The organism is Massilia sp. TS11, from assembly GCF_022012445.1.
GTDB lineage: Bacteria > Pseudomonadota > Gammaproteobacteria > Burkholderiales > Burkholderiaceae_D > Telluria.
This window is the reverse complement of the sequence record NZ_JAKLTS010000015.1, coordinates 79,409-93,764: the sequence shown is the minus strand read 5'-3', so window position 1 is coordinate 93,764 and position 14,356 is coordinate 79,409. Positions and strand designations below refer to the sequence as shown.

Annotated in this window: 17 protein-coding genes; 12 read left to right on the top strand and 5 right to left on the bottom strand. The window is 67.1% G+C overall.

Annotated elements, in window-relative coordinates; translation table 11 throughout:
* Positions 1–139: 139 nt before the first annotated feature.
* From LZ005_RS18780 to LZ005_RS18770, 3 genes are all read right to left on the bottom strand, one after another.
* Positions 140–748 (bottom strand): hypothetical protein, encoded by a 609-nt coding sequence (locus LZ005_RS18780; protein ID WP_237810030.1) that lies wholly within the window; start codon positions 746–748, stop codon positions 140–142.
* Between the two features lie 29 nt (positions 749–777).
* Positions 778–1,362, bottom strand: a complete 585-nt coding sequence (locus tag LZ005_RS18775; protein WP_237810029.1) for a hypothetical protein — start codon at positions 1,360–1,362, stop codon at positions 778–780.
* Positions 1,363–1,456: 94 nt separating this feature from the next.
* On the bottom strand, positions 1,457–2,830 hold the full coding sequence (locus tag LZ005_RS18770; RefSeq protein ID WP_237810028.1) for a metallophosphoesterase: 1,374 nt from the start codon (positions 2,828–2,830) through the stop codon (positions 1,457–1,459).
* 109 nt (positions 2,831–2,939) lie between these two features.
* On the opposite strand from LZ005_RS18770, the gene LZ005_RS18765 reads away from it, so the two are divergent.
* Positions 2,940–3,650, top strand: coding sequence for an HAD family hydrolase (locus LZ005_RS18765; RefSeq protein ID WP_307727816.1), 711 nt, complete (start codon positions 2,940–2,942; stop codon positions 3,648–3,650).
* Positions 3,651–3,675: 25 nt separating this feature from the next.
* Positions 3,676–4,692 carry a heat-inducible transcriptional repressor HrcA gene (hrcA, locus tag LZ005_RS18760; RefSeq protein ID WP_237810038.1) on the top strand — a complete coding sequence of 339 codons (1,017 nt, stop codon included), beginning with the start codon at positions 3,676–3,678 and terminating at the stop codon, positions 4,690–4,692.
* 4 nt (positions 4,693–4,696) lie between these two features.
* On the opposite strand, the gene fur is transcribed toward hrcA, so the two are convergent.
* The gene (fur, locus tag LZ005_RS18755) at positions 4,697–5,125 is read right to left on the bottom strand and encodes a ferric iron uptake transcriptional regulator (protein ID WP_237810027.1); all 429 of its coding nucleotides are present in this window, start codon (positions 5,123–5,125) and stop codon (positions 4,697–4,699) included.
* Positions 5,126–5,228: 103 nt separating this feature from the next.
* On the opposite strand from fur, the gene LZ005_RS18750 reads away from it, so the two are divergent.
* From LZ005_RS18750 to LZ005_RS18725, 6 genes are read left to right on the top strand one after another with little or no spacing between them, the layout of a single operon-like run.
* Positions 5,229–5,753, top strand: coding sequence for an outer membrane protein assembly factor BamE (locus tag LZ005_RS18750; RefSeq protein ID WP_237810026.1), 525 nt, complete (start codon positions 5,229–5,231; stop codon positions 5,751–5,753).
* Between the two features lie 3 nt (positions 5,754–5,756).
* Positions 5,757–6,566, top strand: coding sequence for a 4-hydroxy-tetrahydrodipicolinate reductase (gene dapB, locus LZ005_RS18745; RefSeq protein ID WP_237810025.1), 810 nt, complete (start codon positions 5,757–5,759; stop codon positions 6,564–6,566).
* Positions 6,567–6,569: 3 nt separating this feature from the next.
* A complete protein-coding gene (locus LZ005_RS18740; RefSeq protein ID WP_237810024.1) occupies positions 6,570–7,220 on the top strand; it encodes a MotA/TolQ/ExbB proton channel family protein in 651 nt (216 codons plus the stop codon).
* Complete coding sequence (locus tag LZ005_RS18735; protein WP_237810023.1) at positions 7,221–7,658, top strand: biopolymer transporter ExbD; 438 nt, start codon at positions 7,221–7,223, stop codon at positions 7,656–7,658.
* Entirely contained in the window at positions 7,645–7,971 is a 327-nt protein-coding gene (locus tag LZ005_RS18730; protein ID WP_237810022.1) for a barstar family protein, read from the top strand. Before LZ005_RS18735 ends, LZ005_RS18730 begins: the two co-directional genes overlap by 14 nt.
* Before the next feature lie 9 nt (positions 7,972–7,980).
* Positions 7,981–8,373 carry a c-type cytochrome gene (locus tag LZ005_RS18725; RefSeq protein ID WP_237810021.1) on the top strand — a complete coding sequence of 131 codons (393 nt, stop codon included), beginning with the start codon at positions 7,981–7,983 and terminating at the stop codon, positions 8,371–8,373.
* Between the two features lie 11 nt (positions 8,374–8,384).
* Here the strand turns inward: LZ005_RS18725 and LZ005_RS18720 are convergent, their stop codons facing one another.
* Positions 8,385–8,750: a VOC family protein gene (locus tag LZ005_RS18720; protein ID WP_237810020.1), complete on the bottom strand. Its 366-nt coding sequence runs from the start codon at positions 8,748–8,750 to the stop codon at positions 8,385–8,387.
* A 141-nt stretch (positions 8,751–8,891) separates the two neighbouring features.
* On the opposite strand from LZ005_RS18720, the gene leuS reads away from it, so the two are divergent.
* Genes leuS through LZ005_RS18700 form a run of 4 tightly spaced genes read left to right on the top strand, consistent with a single transcriptional unit; the run spans position 8,892 to position 14,355 of the window.
* Positions 8,892–11,516, top strand: a complete 2,625-nt coding sequence (gene leuS / locus LZ005_RS18715) for a leucine--tRNA ligase (protein ID WP_237810019.1) — start codon at positions 8,892–8,894, stop codon at positions 11,514–11,516.
* A gap of 3 nt (positions 11,517–11,519) precedes the next feature.
* Positions 11,520–12,020 carry an LPS assembly lipoprotein LptE gene (gene lptE / locus LZ005_RS18710; RefSeq protein ID WP_237810018.1) on the top strand — a complete coding sequence of 167 codons (501 nt, stop codon included), beginning with the start codon at positions 11,520–11,522 and terminating at the stop codon, positions 12,018–12,020.
* Positions 12,021–12,029: 9 nt separating this feature from the next.
* Positions 12,030–13,046: a DNA polymerase III subunit delta gene (gene holA, locus LZ005_RS18705; RefSeq protein ID WP_237810017.1), complete on the top strand. Its 1,017-nt coding sequence runs from the start codon at positions 12,030–12,032 to the stop codon at positions 13,044–13,046.
* A gap of 43 nt (positions 13,047–13,089) precedes the next feature.
* Positions 13,090–14,355, top strand: a complete 1,266-nt coding sequence (locus LZ005_RS18700; RefSeq protein WP_237810016.1) for a glutamate-5-semialdehyde dehydrogenase — start codon at positions 13,090–13,092, stop codon at positions 14,353–14,355.
* Position 14,356 lies beyond the last annotated feature (1 nt).

Sequence of the window (14,356 nt, the reverse complement as noted above, 5' to 3'; positions counted from 1 at the left end):
CCAAGTGGCGGGCTGAGGTCCAATTCTTTTTGAAGAGAGTTGGAGGAGACAGGTGTTATTGTGCTGCACGGCAGCATATTAGGCAAATTTATTGTTCTGATACCTGATATGTCGCCGGCTAATATCTCCTCCAGCGATCTCAGGTGTTGCTGGCGTCGCTGCTGCTGGTCGGCAGCGGGGCGCAATTGACCACCACATTGGTGACCGCTGCTTCGCCCATGATGCCGTTGCCATTGACGACCGTGCACTTGAAGCCGGCCGGCTGGGTCAGCACGGTGACGCTGTAGGGCGAACCGTCGAGCACGGTCGGCAGGGTGAAGGTGGTGGCGCCGCCGGCCAGCGGGATGCTGCCGCCGGTCGAGCCATTCGTCAGTTCCAGCGTGCCGGTCGTGAAGCCGTTGATGGTGCCGCTGATCGTGTAGAAATTGCGGCTGCAGTTGACCACCACATTGATGCTGGCGAAGCGGCCGGCCGTGTCGGCGCCGTTGACCACGCCGCAGGTCACGTGGCGCGGCTGGGTGGTGATCGTCACATTGTAGGCCGTGCCATAGCCGATGCTGCCGGGGAAGGCGAAGCTGGTGTCATTCGCTTTCGGGCTGATGGTCGCGCCGTTATTCGACAGCACCAGGCCGTCGTAGAACAGGCCGGTGATGGTGCCGCCGACCGTGAATTGGGCCTTGCCGCCGCAGGCAGCCAGACTCAGGGCCAGGACCAGGGCCGCCGCGCGGCGGCTTTGTGCAAATCGCATACAGTTCTCCAGATGACGCAAAGCGGGCCTTACTGGCACACGACTTCGATGTTGGTGACGTCGGCCGCTGCCATCCGGCCGCTGCCATTGTTGACGGTGCAGGTCTTGCCGGCCGGCTGCTGGAACACGGCCACGCCGTACGGCGCTCCCAGGCTGACCTTCTCCGGCATGCGGAAGCTGGTGGTGCCGGCCGGGACCGGATAGGTGTCGGCGCCGTTGGCCAGAATCAGACCCGTGGCGTTGCCCAGGCCGCTGATCGTGCCGCCGATGAAATAGTTATTGGTCAGGCAGGTCACCTGGATCGAGGTCACGTTGTAGGCGCTTGAGACGCCCTTGCCATTGGTGACCGTGCAGATGGTATTGGCCGGCTGGGTCTTGATGGTGACGTTGTAGGCCGAGTCGTAGCCGATCAGTTTGCTGAAGGCGAAGGACGTGGAATAGGCCGTGACCGTGTAGTCGTCACCGCCGTTATTCTGCAGCACCAGGCCGTCCTGGGTCAGGCCGGAGACGGAACCGCCCACGATCAGGCTGCCGGAGCTCCCACCACCGCACGCGGCCAAACCAAGGGCACACGCCAGCGCGGCGACGCAGGAACGCAGGGTCATACGCTTCATAAATTCTCCAAAAAGACGGACTTTTGCCAATGCGGCCATCATTTTAGAGCATTTGGCAAGGCGGAGGCCGATTCATTGTATCGGCTTGTAAGTGTCAGGGCCCGCGTGCGTGCGCGCAGTGCGACTGGCGGCCACTCAGCTGGCAATGGTTGACCGGCTGGCCGTGGCGGTCCATGACGGTGATGTCCCAGCGGTCCGGACCGCGCCGCTCCATCGTCATGAAGCCAAAGCCACCGACCCAGGCGGCAAACTCGGCAAAGCGGGCGCCGGCGCCCGGCTCCAGGCCCGGCGGCAGCGGATCGGGCAGGGGCACGATGTCTTCCTGGGTGCCGGCAAAGCCGACCACGAACTGGCTCGGATGCGGCGTCGCATAGCTGGCTTGCTGCCACATATGGGTGTGGCCCGAGAGCAGGGCCTGCACGCGCGGCGGTAGCAGGGCCGGGCTCCAGCGCGCCAGCGCCTGCTGCATGCCGCGGTCGCCATTGAAATAGCTGACCTTGCCATGCTTGGTCTCGCCGCCCACGCTCAGCGGCGGGTGGTGCAGCACGGCCAGCGTGTGCTCGGCCTGTTCGCTCAGGGCTTCGAGGGTGCCGATGTCCTCGGCGATGGCGGCCGGGCGCCAGTCGCCCTCGGCATAGCCTTTCGAGACATTCGCAGCCGTGTCGAGCACCACCAGCTGGGCGCCGCCGCCGAGCGGCACGGCATACGGGGCGCCGTGGTTGCCGCGCTGGTCCTGGGCCGGATCGACGCAGTCGCGCCCGGGCAGCAGCGGGCGCGGATCGAGCAGGCGCCAGTAGCCCTGGCCGCCGCGCGTGCACAGCTCGTGGTTGCCGCGCGCGGCCACCAGCGGGGCGGCGGCCAGCAGCGGCCGCGCCGGGGCGAAGAAGTCGGCTTCCCAGCTGTCCCAGCCATAGCCCCAGGGCGAACCGGCGCAGCCGGCCTGGCCCGGCGGGCAGGCGCTTTCGCGGTACAGGTAGTCGCCGACGTGGATGATCAGGTCGGGCTTCCAGCGCGCGATGCTGGCCGCGACCGTGGCAAATGGAAACTCCTGCGCATCATTACAGGCCTGCCAGGCTGCGTCCTTGCTCGACAGGCGGCAGCCGCTGTCGCCCAGCACCACCAGCCGGGTCGGCTGGGCGGCCGGCAGGGGCAGGGCCTGACCGCCGACGCTGGCCTGGCGAGCGCCGAGCGGCAGCGGGGCCTCGCAGGTGCGCAGGGGGAAGGCGGCCGGCGGGCTGTCCGGCATCACGCTGGGGCGCGCCGGCAGCACGGCCGGGGCGGCGCGCAGCTGCATCGGCACGCTGCGCCCGTCGACCTCGATCAGCGGGCAGCTGGCGGCGGCCGTCAGCACGCGCACGGTGGCCGCGCCCTGTTCGCCCAGCACCACATAGCGGTAGTCGCCGGACGGGGGCGCGGGCAGGCTGGCACAGCCGCCAAGCAGGACGGCGAGGAGAACGGGCAGACGCATGGCAATTCCACAATGAAAGGGACAGCCTACCACAGCGGCGGTTTGATTTTTGCGCGCGCGCTCGTTATGCTAGGCCTCTGCCCGCGCCTTCCGTTGTATGAGTGACGCCATGATGCCGGCCATTGCGCGCCCGCAAGCTATTCTCTTCGATCTCGACGACACCATGTGGCCGATCGCTCCCGTGATCGCCGCCGCCGAGCAGCGCGTGCACGCCTGGCTGGCGCAGCATGCGCCGCGCGTGGCGGCCGCCTGTACGGTCGAGGATCTGCGCGCGCGCCGGCTGGCCCTGCTGGGCAGCGATCCGGTCTTTGCGGCCGACCTCGGCGCCCTGCGCCGCGCCGGCCTCGAGCTGGCCTTCCGCGAACATGGCGAGGACTGCGCCCTGCTCGACGCCGCGATGGACGAATTCCACGCGGCGCGCAATGCCGTCACGCTCTGGCCCGATGTGCTGCCGGTGCTGAGTGCGCTGCGCCCCCATGTGCGGCTCGGGACACTCACGAATGGCAATGCCAACCTCGCCGCCATCGGCCTCGACCAGCATTTCGAGCTGAGCCTGTCGGCGCGCGAGGTCGGCGTGCCCAAGCCCGATCCGGCCATCTTCCATGCGGCCTGCGCCGCCCTCGGCCTGGCGCCGGCGGAGGTGCTGTATGTCGGCGACGACCTGCTGCTCGATGTGCGCGCGGCCCAGGCGGCCGGTCTGCGCGCGGCCTGGATGCGGCGCCAGGGCAGCACGGCCGCGCTGGCGCACGGGGTGGTGCCGGATCTGGTGTGCACCGATTTTCACGACTTGCTGGCCTGGCTCCACACGACGCAGGCATAATGAGGCTGGAATCCCTGACATGAGCATGCAACTCGATCACCGCGCGCAAACCCTGCTGAAGGCCCTCGTCGAGCGCTATATCGCCGACGGCCAGCCGGTCGGCTCGCGCGCGTTGTCCAAGATCTCGGGGCTGGAGCTGTCGCCGGCCTCGATCCGCAACATCATGGCCGACCTTGAGGACATGGGCCTGGTCGCCAGCCCGCACACCTCGGCCGGACGGGTGCCGACCCCGCGCGGCTACCGTCTGTTCGTCGACACCCTGCTGACCGTGCAGCCGCTCGACGAGAGCACGCTGTCGGCGCGCATGCACCTGCCGGCCCACCAGCCGCAGAAGATGATCGCCAATGCGGCCCAGCTGCTGTCCTCGCTGTCGCAGTTCGCCGGGGTGGTGGTGGCGCCCAAGCGCGAGGCCGCCTTCCAGCAGCTGGAATTCCTGCGCCTGTCCGAAAAGCGCATCCTGCTGGTGATCGTCGACGCCCGCGGCGACGTCCAGAACCGCCTCTTGATCACCGATGTCGACTACACGCCGGGCCAGCTGATCGAAAGCTCGAATTACATCAACAGCCAGTTCGCCGGCCTGTCCTTCGACGAGATGCGTGCGCGCCTGCAGGCCGAGCTGCGCGCCCTGCGCGACGACATGGCGCGCTTGATGCAGGCCGCCGTCGAGGCCAGCAGCGAGGCCCTGAGCGACCACAGCGACGACGTGGTCATCGCCGGCGAGCGTAATCTGCTGTCGGTGGCCGACCTGTCCTCGAATATGAGCTCGCTGCGCCAGATGTTCGAAATGTTCGAGCAGAAAACCGGCCTGATGCAGCTGCTCGATGTCTCGAGCAAGGCCAGCGGCGTGCAGATCTACATCGGCGGCGAGTCCGACCTGGTGCCGATGGATGAAATGAGCGTGGTGGCGGCGCCGTATGCGCACAAGGGCCAGATCGTCGGCACCCTGGGCGTGATCGGCCCGACCCGCATGGATTATGAGCGCGTGATTCCGATCGTCGACATCACGGCCAAGCTGCTCTCGAGCGCCCTGAGCAACAGCTAGGGCCTCAGCCCCGGTGCGGGCAATCGGTTTTGGTGCAATTGCCGTAGATGGCCAGCGCGTGCTCGGCGATGGCGAAGCCGCGCTCGGCGGCGATGCGCTGCTGGCGCTGCTCGATCTCGTCGTCGCAGAATTCTTCGACCCGGCCGCAGTCGAGGCAGACCAGGTGGTCGTGGTGGGTGCCGGCATTGAGTTCGAAGATGGCCTTGCCGCTTTCAAAGTGATTGCGGTGCAGCAGGCCGGCCTGCTCGAACTGGGTCAGCACGCGGTAGACGGTGGCCAGGCCGACGTCCATGTTTTCCTGCAGCAGGATCTTGTAGACGTCCTCGGCGGTGAGGTGGCGCACTTCCGAGTTCTGGAAAATTTCCAGGATTTTCAGGCGCGGCAGGGTGGCCTTCAGGCCGCTTGCCTTGAGGTCAGTCGGGCTCTTACTCATGTTTTGTTACTCTTGTTTTACTCGGGGTGGCGCGGAGTGCTTTATCATATAGTGTTTTCGCCGCGTGCGCCTAGCGCCGTGTTCAACCAGATTGAGGACCTGTATGCGCGTCACCACCGCTGTTTTGCCCCGCCTGTCCCTGTGCCTGCTGGCCGTATTGGCCGGCTGCGCCAGCACGGGTAAAGCCCCGGAACCGACCCCGAACGGCCCCGTCAGCTTCGCCGACGAAGTGACCCGGACCGCGAAGATCGCCAATAATGGCGCCCATACGACGAGCGTGACCCAGTTCCAGAAGTTCCTGTGGTTCGTCTCGCCCTACCGCCCCGACATCCAGCAGGGCAACTTCATTTCGGCCGAGCAGTTCAATCAGCTCAAGACCGGCATGACGCGCGACCAGGTCAAGTTCATCATGGGTACCTCGCTGGCGGCCGACATCTTCCACCGCGACCGCTGGGAATACCCGTTCTATCTGCTGCGCGGCAATGGTGAGCTGACCACGAGCCGGGTCACCATCTACTTCACGGACGACAAGATCAGCAAGATCGAAGGCGGCAATCTGCCGAGCGAGCGCGAGTACATCGAGCGCCTGGCCGGCCCCCCGAAAAAATTCGGCAATCCCAACGATTAATCCATGACGCAAATGCACATCGCCATCGCCGGCGCCGGCGGCCGCATGGGCCGCATGCTGATCGAGGCCATTCTCAGCCACCCCGAAGCCCAGCTGGCGGGCGCCCTCGATGTCGCGGCCGCCCCGGCCCTGGGCATCGACGCCGGCGCCTTTGCCGGGCGCGCCACCGGCGTGGCCATCACTGACGAACTGTCCAGCGGCCTCAAGGGCGCGCAATTCCTGATCGATTTCACCCGCCCCGAAGGCACGCTCAAGCACCTCGAGTACTGCGTGGCGCACGGCATCAAGATGGTGATCGGCACCACCGGTTTCGACGCGGCCGGCAAGGCCGCGATCGCCAAGGCCGCCGAGCAGATCGGCATCGTGTTCGCGCCGAATATGAGCGTGGGCGTGAATGTCACGCTCAAGCTGCTCGACATGGCGGCCCGTTCGCTGGCGCACGGCTATGACATCGAGATCATCGAGGCCCACCACCGCCACAAGGTCGACGCGCCCTCGGGCACGGCCCTGAAGATGGGCGAAGTGGTGGCCGCGGCCCTCGGGCGCGACCTGAAGGACTGCGCCGTCTACGGGCGCGAAGGCGTGACCGGCGAGCGCGACCCGTCCACGATCGGCTTTGCCACCGTGCGCGGCGGCGACATCGTCGGCGACCACACGGTGCTGTTCGCCGGCATCGGCGAGCGCATCGAAATCACCCACAAATCCTCGAGCCGCGCCACCTATGCCCAGGGCGCCCTGCGCGCCTGCGCCTGGCTGCAGGACAAGCCGGCCGGCCTCTACGATATGTGGGACGTGCTCGGCTTCAAAGACTAAGCCATGCTCGGCCAGTTCAGCTTCGCACGCTACTGGGCCCAGGGCGACGCCGTCTCGCACGGCGTGGCCTGGCTGCTGCTGGCCATGTCGGTGCTCAGCTGGTGCCTGATCTTTGCGCGCGCGCTCAGCGCCTGGCAGGCGCGCCGCGCCCTGCCCGCGCTCGAAGCCTTCTGGGCCGCACCGCGTTTTCATGACGGCCTGGCCGCGCTCAAGGGCGCCGACCCGGCCGGCCTGTTCGCCAGCCTGGCCGAGCAGGCGGCCGCCCTGCGCAGCGATGGCCGCAGCGTGGCCGGCGAGCTGGCCCGCGGCGAACAGCTGACGCGCGTGCTGCGCAATGCCATCGGCGTGTCGGCGCGCAAGCTCGAAAGCGGGCTGGCGCTGCTGGCCTCGATCGGCGCGACGGCCCCGTTCATCGGCCTGCTCGGCACGGTGTTCGGGATCTACCATGCGCTTGCCAATGTCTCGGCCGCTGGCGCCGTGCAGCTCGACAAGGTGGCCGGCCCGGTCGGCGAGGCCCTGATCATGACGGGCCTCGGTCTGGCGGTGGCGATTCCGGCCGTGCTTGCCTACAATGCCTTCAACCGGTTCAACCGCGTGGCCCTGGCCGAGCTCGATGGTTTCGCGCACGACCTGCACGCCTACTTCAGCAAATAAATGGCCTTTGGCAGCTTCCAGTCCCCGCGTCCCGCCCAGATGATGAGCGAGATAAACGTCACGCCGATGGTCGACGTGATGCTGGTGCTGCTCGTCATTTTCATTCTGGCCGCGCCCCTGTTCAGCCAGTCGGTCCAGCTCGAATTGCCGAAGACGGCCGCCGTCGGCGCCGCGCGCGAGACGGCCGCCGTGCACCTGGCCATCGATGCGGCCGGCCAGGTCTACTGGAACAACGACAAGCTCGACGCCGCCACGCTCGAGGCGCGCCTGGCGGCGGCGGCCGCCCGTTCGCCCCAGCCCGAGCTGCAATTGCGCGCCGACCGCGCCACCCGCTACGAGGCGGTGGCGCGCCTGATGGCGGCGGCCCAGGCCAAGGGACTGACCCAGCTGGGCTTCATCACCGATACCGAACAGGAGGCCGGCCATGGCACGCGTTGAACTCGATGGCGCCCGCATGCTCGACGAAGCGGGCTTTCACGCCGAATGCAAGCGCGCCTTCGGCTTCCCGGACAGCTACAACAACACGATCGACGCCTGGGTCGACTGCCTCAGCTACCTGCGCGACGCGGACGGCATGAGCCGCTTCCGGCTCGGTCCCAAGGAAGTGCTGACGGTGGTGATTGTGAATGCCAGTGCCGTGCGCGCCGCCGCGCCCGACCTGCTCGAAGAAGTGACCTACTGCATCGGCGGCCTCAATGAACGCTACGAGGATTACGGCGAAGCGCCGGCCCTCGCCCTCGAACTCAAGTAGGAGATGCTGATGCGTGCAATTTTGCTGGCCGTGGCCGTGCTGAGCCTGGCTGCGACCCCGTTCAAAGTGCAGGAAGTGGACGGGGCCACGGGCCTGGTCGAAAAGGATGGCGTGGCCACGGTGGCCAAGGGCAGCATCGCCAAGGGCGAGAACATCGCCTTCGGCATGAGCGGCAAGGCGGCCGACTGCGCCGCCTGCCATGGCGAGGACCTGCACGGCAGCGGCATCTTCCCCGATATCGCCGGCAAGGCGCCCAGCTACACGCTCAAGCAGCTGCGCGACTTCAAGAGCGGGGCCCGGAGCGGCCCGAATGCCGGCCAGATGCAGAGCCTGACGGCGGCCCTCGACGAGGACGACATGCTGGCCCTGGCCGCCTACCTGGCCACCCAGCCGGCCAAGTAGACGGGCGCGCCTCAGCGCACCGCGGCCCGGTCGAAATGCGGGTTTTCGATCAGGCCCAGCACATTTCCGAAGGGGTCGAGCACCTCGGCCACCTTGATCCCGCCGCCGACCTCGGCCACGTCCTTGTGCAGGCGCGCGCCCAGGGCCAGCACGCGCGCCAGCTCGGCCGCGCAGTCGGGCGTGCCCCAGTAGGCTACGCTGCCGTCGGCGCCGGGCGTGGCGTCCGGCACCAGGCCGAGTTCAAAGCCGCCGACCGCAAAGCCGACATAAAAGGCTTCGTCGAAATAGGGCGCCACCCCGAACACGCTGGCATACCAGGCCTTGCCCTGGGCCAGGTCGGGTGTGGGGTAGAGCACGGTACGTAATCCCTCGAACATCGCAGTCTCCTTGCATGGCGAAAGCGCCATCATGCCATCGCGCGCCCGCGCACGGGGCAAAAGCGGGGCCGGCCGCGCTGCCAGCCTGGCCCGGCAGTGGGTATAATGAAGGGTTCATACCCACTATTGGCCGCACACACCATGCAAGAGAAATACAGCCACGCCGACGTTGAAGCCCAGGCCCAGGCGCACTGGACCGCGATTGACGCTTACAAAGCCATCGAGAACGACCCGCGTTTCCCGAAAGGGAAGTACTACGCCTGCTCGATGCTGCCTTATCCGTCCGGCAAGCTGCACATGGGCCACGTGCGCAATTACACGATCAACGACATGCTGGCGCGCTTCCTGCGCGCGAATGGCCACAATGTGCTGATGCCGATGGGCTGGGACGCCTTCGGCCTGCCGGCCGAAAACGCCGCGCTGAAGAACAAGGTGCCGCCCGCGAAATGGACCTACGACAACATCGCCTACATGAAGAAGCAGATGCAGGCGATGGGGCTGGCGATTGACTGGTCGCGCGAAGTGGCCACCTGCGATCCGGCCTACTACAAGTGGAACCAGTGGCTGTTCCTGAAGATGCTGGAAAAGGGCATCGCCTACCGCAAGACCCAGATCGTCAACTGGGACCCGGTCGACCAGACCGTGCTGGCCAATGAGCAGGTGATCGACGGGCGCGGCTGGCGTACCGGCGCCCTGGTGGAAAAGCGCGAGATCCCCGGCTACTACCTGAACATCACCAGCTACGCCGAGGAACTGCTCGACTGCGTGGTCAACAAGCTGCCCGGCTGGCCCGAGCGCGTGCGCCTGATGCAGGAGAACTGGATCGGCAAGAGCGAGGGCGTGCGCTTCGCCTTCCCGCACACGATCCGCGATGCGGCCGGCAATCTGATCCAGGACGGCAAGCTGTTCGTCTTCACCACCCGGGCCGACACCGTCATGGGCGTGACCTTCTGCGCGGTGGCGCCCGAGCATCCGCTGGCCAGCCATGCGGCCGCCGGCAACCCGGCCCTGGCCGCCTTCATCGAAGAATGCAAGAAGGGCGGCACCACCGAGGCCGAACTGGCCCTGCGTGAAAAAGAAGGCATGCCGACCGGCCTGTTCGTCAGCCACCCGCTGACCGGCGCCCAGGTCGAAGTCTGGGTCGGCAATTACGTGCTGATGAGCTACGGCGACGGCGCCGTGATGGGCGTGCCGGCCCACGACGAGCGCGATTTCGCGTTCGCCAAAAAATACAATCTGCCCATCAAGCAGGTGGTGGCCGTGGACGGCGAAACCTATTCCGACGCCGCCTGGCAGGAATGGTATGGCGACAAGCAGCGCGGCGTGACCATCAATTCGGGCGCCTACGATGGCCTGGGCTACAAGGCCGCGGTCGACAAGATCGCCGCCGACCTGGCCGTCAAAGCCGACGGCGAGAAGAAAACCACCTGGCGCCTGCGCGACTGGGGCATCTCGCGCCAGCGCTACTGGGGCACGCCGATCCCGATCATCCACTGCGACAGCTGCGGCCCGGTGCCGGTGCCCGAAAAAGACCTGCCGGTCGTGCTGCCCCAGGATTGCGTGCCCGACGGCAGCGGCAACCCGCTCAACAAGCGCGAGGACTTCCTGAAAGTCGACTGCCCGTGCTGCGGCAAGCCGGCCCGGCGCGAAACCGACACCATGGACACCTTCGTCGATTCGTCCTGGTATTTCATGCGCTACTGCGATCCGACCAATCCGGACGCGATGGTGGCGGCGGGCAGCGATTACTGGATGCCGATGGACCAGTACATCGGCGGCATCGAACACGCGATCCTGCACCTGCTGTACGCGCGCTTCTGGACCAAGGTCATGCGCGACCTCGGCCTGGTCAAGGTCGATGAGCCCTTCACCAATCTGCTGACCCAGGGCATGGTGCTGAAGGGCGCCTTCTTCCACAAACCGGCCGACGCCGGCAAGAACTACTACTGGGAGCACGAGGTCGACGTCCTGCGCGACGACAAGGGCCAGATCATCGGCGGCACGCTCAAGGCCGACGGCACCGCGCTCGAGTACGAGATGACGACGATGTCGAAGTCGAAGAACAACGGGGTCGACCCGCAGGAGCTGATCGACCAGTACGGCGCCGACACGGCGCGCCTGTTCGTGATGTTCGCCTCGCCGCCCGAGCAGACGCTCGAATGGAATGACGCCGGGGTTGAAGGCGCCTACCGCTTCCTCAAGCGCGTGTGGGCGTTTGGCGCGGCCCAGGCCGCCCGCGTGCAGGGCGCACCGGCGCTCGACGCCGCCACCCTGAGCGAAGCCGACAAGACCCTGCGGCGCGAAGTGCACAAGGTGCTGCAGCAGGCCGAGCACGACTACAAGCGTCTGCAGTACAACACCGTGGTCTCGGCCACGATGAAAATGCTGAACACGCTCGAAGGCGCGAAGGACGCCAGCCCGGCCGCCATGGCCGAGTGCCTGTCGATCTTCCTGCGCGTGCTCTACCCGGTGGCGCCGCATATCACGCACGCGCTCTGGAGCGAACTCGGCTACGTGGCCCAGCACGGCGACATCCTCGACGCCGCCTGGCCGCAGGTCGACACGGCCGCCCTCGAGCAGGCCGAGATCGAGCTGATGATCCAGGTGAACGGCAAGCTGCGCGGTTCGGTCAAGGTCGGCAAGGACGCCGACAAGGCCGCCATCGAAGCGGCCGCCCTGGCCTCGGAAGCGGCCCAGAAGTTCGTCGAAGGCACGCCGAAGAAGGTCATCGTCGTGCCCGGCAAACTGATCAACATCGTGGTGTAAGCCATGCGCGCCCTCGGTCGCTGGATGTGCGCGCTGCTGCTGGCCGGCCTGCTGTCGGCCTGCGGCTTCCACCTGCGCGGCGCGGACGGGCAGTTCAACATGCCCTTCCAGTCGATCTATCTGGGTTTCCCGGATACCTCGCCGCTCGGGGTGGAGCTCAAGCGCAATCTGCGCGGGGTGAACACCAGCGTGGTCAGCGACGAAAGCCAGGCCGAAGCGCGGCTGGACGTGGTGGCCGAAAACCGCGGCAAGACCATCCTCTCGCTGAACTCCCAGGGCCGGGTGCGCGAATACACGCTCTCGTATTCGCTGACCTTCCGCGTGCGCGACGCCAAGGGGCGCGAGCTGCTGGCCCCGACCGAGATCACGCTCAAGCGCACGATCAGCTTCAACGAGACCCAGACCCTGGCCAAGGAATCCGAAGAAGCCCTGCTGTACCGCGATATGCAGAGCGACCTGGTGCAGCAGATCCTGCGCCGCCTGGCCGCCCTGAAGACCAGCTGAAGGCCGCCGATGCAGCTGCGACCCGATGCGCTCGACGCCCACCTCGCCAAACCGCTCGCGCCGCTGTATGTGATCACCAGCGACGAGCATCTGCTGGCGCTGGAGGCGGCCGACAAGATCCGCCGCGCCGCGCGCGCCCAGGGCTATGCCGAGCGCGAGGTGCTGACCGTGGAGCGCAGCTTCAAGTGGGGCGAGCTGCTGGCGGCCAACCAGGCCATGTCCCTGTTCGGCGACAAGAAGCTGATCGAGCTGCGCATCCCCAGCGGCAAACCGGGCAAGGAGGGCGGCGCCGCTCTGCAGGACTACTGCGCCGGCCTGTCGCCCGATAATCTGACCCTGATCACCCTGCCCAAGCTCGACTGGCAGACCCAGAAGGCGGCCTGGGTCGCGGCCCTGCAGCAGGCCGGCGTCTATCTCGACATTCCGAGCATCGAGCGGTCCGCCCTGCCGAACTGGATCGGCCAGCGCCTGGCCCTGCAGCAGCAGCGCGCCGAGCGCCAGAGCCTGGACTTCATCGCCGACCGGGTCGAGGGCAATCTGCTGGCCGCGCACCAGGAGATCCAGAAGCTGGGCCTGCTGTACGAGCCGGGCCAGCTGTCCTTCGAACAGGTGCACGACGCGGTGCTGAATGTGGCGCGCTACGATGTGTTCAAGCTGTCCGAAGCGATGCTGGGCGGCGATGTGGCGCGCCTGGTGCGCATGCTCGAAGGTCTGAAAGGCGAGGGCGAGGCCCTGCCCCTGGTGCTGTGGGCGGTCGCCGAAGAAATCCGGACGCTGCTAAAATTGAAGGCAGCTCAGGCGCAGGGGCGACCCCTCGGCGTGCTGATGAAGGAAATGCGCATCTGGGGCCCGCGCGAACGCATGATGGAGCCGGCCCTGCGCCGTATCAGCCTGGCGACCTTGGAACAGGCGATGCGCGACGCGGCCCAAGTCGACAAGATGGTCAAGGGTCTGCGCGCCAAGGGATTCGCGGGCGACGCCTGGGATGCGATGCTCCAGCTGGCGATGAAAGTCGCGCGCGGTTGACGATTGCCGCGGGCCGCAAGGCCCGCCCTACATTTTGGCTTACATGGATATCACCTCTTACATGGACACGGTGGGGCGCCAGGCGCGCACCGCTTCGCGCGCGCTGGCCAAGGCCCCGAGCGCGGTCCGCAACCGCGCGCTGGAACTGATCGCCGCCGCCATCGAGCGCGAAGCGGCCGCCCTGCGCGCGGCCAATGAGCAGGACCTGGCGGCCGCCCGCGCCAGTGGCCTGGACCCCGCCATGGTCGACCGCCTGACCCTGTCCGAACAGGCCATCGCCACCATGGTGGCCGGCCTGCGCCAGATCGTGGCCCTGCCCGATCCGGTCGGCGAAATCACGAATATGAAGGTGCGCCCGAGCGGCATCCAGGTCGGCCAGATGCGTGTGCCGCTGGGCGTCATCGGCATCATCTACGAAGCCCGTCCGAACGTCACGGTGGACGCGGCCGGCCTGTGCATCAAGAGCGGCAACGCCACCATTTTGCGCGGCGGCTCGGAAGCCATCCACTGCAACCGCGCGCTGGCGCGCCTGGTGGCCGAGGGCCTCGAAGGCGCCGGCCTGCCGGCGCATGGCGTGCAGATCGTCGACACCACCGACCGCGCCGCCGTCGGCGCCCTGATCACCATGCCGCAGTACGTCGACGTGATCGTGCCGCGCGGCGGCAAGGGCCTGATCGCGCGCCTGATGGCCGAGGCCACGGTCCCGATGATCAAGCACCTGGACGGCATCTGCCACGTCTACATCGACGCCCGCGCCGATCTCGACAAGGCGGTGCGCGTGGCCTTCAATGCCAAGTGCCACCGCTACGGCACCTGCAATACGATGGAAACCCTGCTGGTCGAGCGCAGCATCGCGCCGCGCGTGCTGGCGGCGCTGGCGCCGCTGTACGCGGCCGAACGCGTCGAGCTGCGCGCCGACGCTGAGGCGCACGCCATCCTGGCCGGCTACCCGTATCTGGCCGCCGCCAGCGAGGCCGACTGGAGGACCGAGTACCTGGCGCCGATCCTGGCCGTGCGCGTGGTCGACGGGCTCGATGCGGCCATCGCCCACATCACCGAATATTCGAGCAAGCACACCGAAGCGATCATCACCGAGGACTACAGCGCCGCCATGCGCTTCCTGCGCGAAGTCGATTCGGCCTCGGTGATGGTGAATGCCTCGACCCGCTTCGCCGATGGTTTCGAATACGGCCTCGGGGCCGAAATCGGCATCTCCAACGACAAGCTGCATGCACGCGGCCCGGTCGGTCTGGAGGGCCTCACCTCGCTCAAATACGTCGTGTTCGGTCACGGCGAGATCCGGAGTTAAG

What these genes read in the sequence shown, in the direction of transcription:
- LZ005_RS18780 (WP_237810030.1), bottom strand. Translation starts at nt 748, where the DNA reads ATGCGATTTGCACAAAGCCGCCGCGCGGCGGCCCTGGTCCTGGCCCTG.
- LZ005_RS18775 (WP_237810029.1), bottom strand. Translation starts at nt 1,362, where the DNA reads ATGAAGCGTATGACCCTGCGTTCCTGCGTCGCCGCGCTGGCGTGTGCC.
- LZ005_RS18770 (WP_237810028.1), bottom strand. Translation starts at nt 2,830, where the DNA reads ATGCGTCTGCCCGTTCTCCTCGCCGTCCTGCTTGGCGGCTGTGCCAGC.
- LZ005_RS18765 (WP_307727816.1), top strand. Translation starts at nt 2,940, where the DNA reads ATGATGCCGGCCATTGCGCGCCCGCAAGCTATTCTCTTCGATCTCGAC.
- hrcA (WP_237810038.1), top strand. Translation starts at nt 3,676, where the DNA reads ATGCAACTCGATCACCGCGCGCAAACCCTGCTGAAGGCCCTCGTCGAG.
- fur (WP_237810027.1), bottom strand. Translation starts at nt 5,125, where the DNA reads ATGAGTAAGAGCCCGACTGACCTCAAGGCAAGCGGCCTGAAGGCCACC.
- LZ005_RS18750 (WP_237810026.1), top strand. Translation starts at nt 5,229, where the DNA reads ATGCGCGTCACCACCGCTGTTTTGCCCCGCCTGTCCCTGTGCCTGCTG.
- dapB (WP_237810025.1), top strand. Translation starts at nt 5,757, where the DNA reads ATGACGCAAATGCACATCGCCATCGCCGGCGCCGGCGGCCGCATGGGC.
- LZ005_RS18740 (WP_237810024.1), top strand. Translation starts at nt 6,570, where the DNA reads ATGCTCGGCCAGTTCAGCTTCGCACGCTACTGGGCCCAGGGCGACGCC.
- LZ005_RS18735 (WP_237810023.1), top strand. Translation starts at nt 7,221, where the DNA reads ATGGCCTTTGGCAGCTTCCAGTCCCCGCGTCCCGCCCAGATGATGAGC.
- LZ005_RS18730 (WP_237810022.1), top strand. Translation starts at nt 7,645, where the DNA reads ATGGCACGCGTTGAACTCGATGGCGCCCGCATGCTCGACGAAGCGGGC.
- LZ005_RS18725 (WP_237810021.1), top strand. Translation starts at nt 7,981, where the DNA reads ATGCGTGCAATTTTGCTGGCCGTGGCCGTGCTGAGCCTGGCTGCGACC.
- LZ005_RS18720 (WP_237810020.1), bottom strand. Translation starts at nt 8,750, where the DNA reads ATGTTCGAGGGATTACGTACCGTGCTCTACCCCACACCCGACCTGGCC.
- leuS (WP_237810019.1), top strand. Translation starts at nt 8,892, where the DNA reads ATGCAAGAGAAATACAGCCACGCCGACGTTGAAGCCCAGGCCCAGGCG.
- lptE (WP_237810018.1), top strand. Translation starts at nt 11,520, where the DNA reads ATGCGCGCCCTCGGTCGCTGGATGTGCGCGCTGCTGCTGGCCGGCCTG.
- holA (WP_237810017.1), top strand. Translation starts at nt 12,030, where the DNA reads ATGCAGCTGCGACCCGATGCGCTCGACGCCCACCTCGCCAAACCGCTC.
- LZ005_RS18700 (WP_237810016.1), top strand. Translation starts at nt 13,090, where the DNA reads ATGGATATCACCTCTTACATGGACACGGTGGGGCGCCAGGCGCGCACC.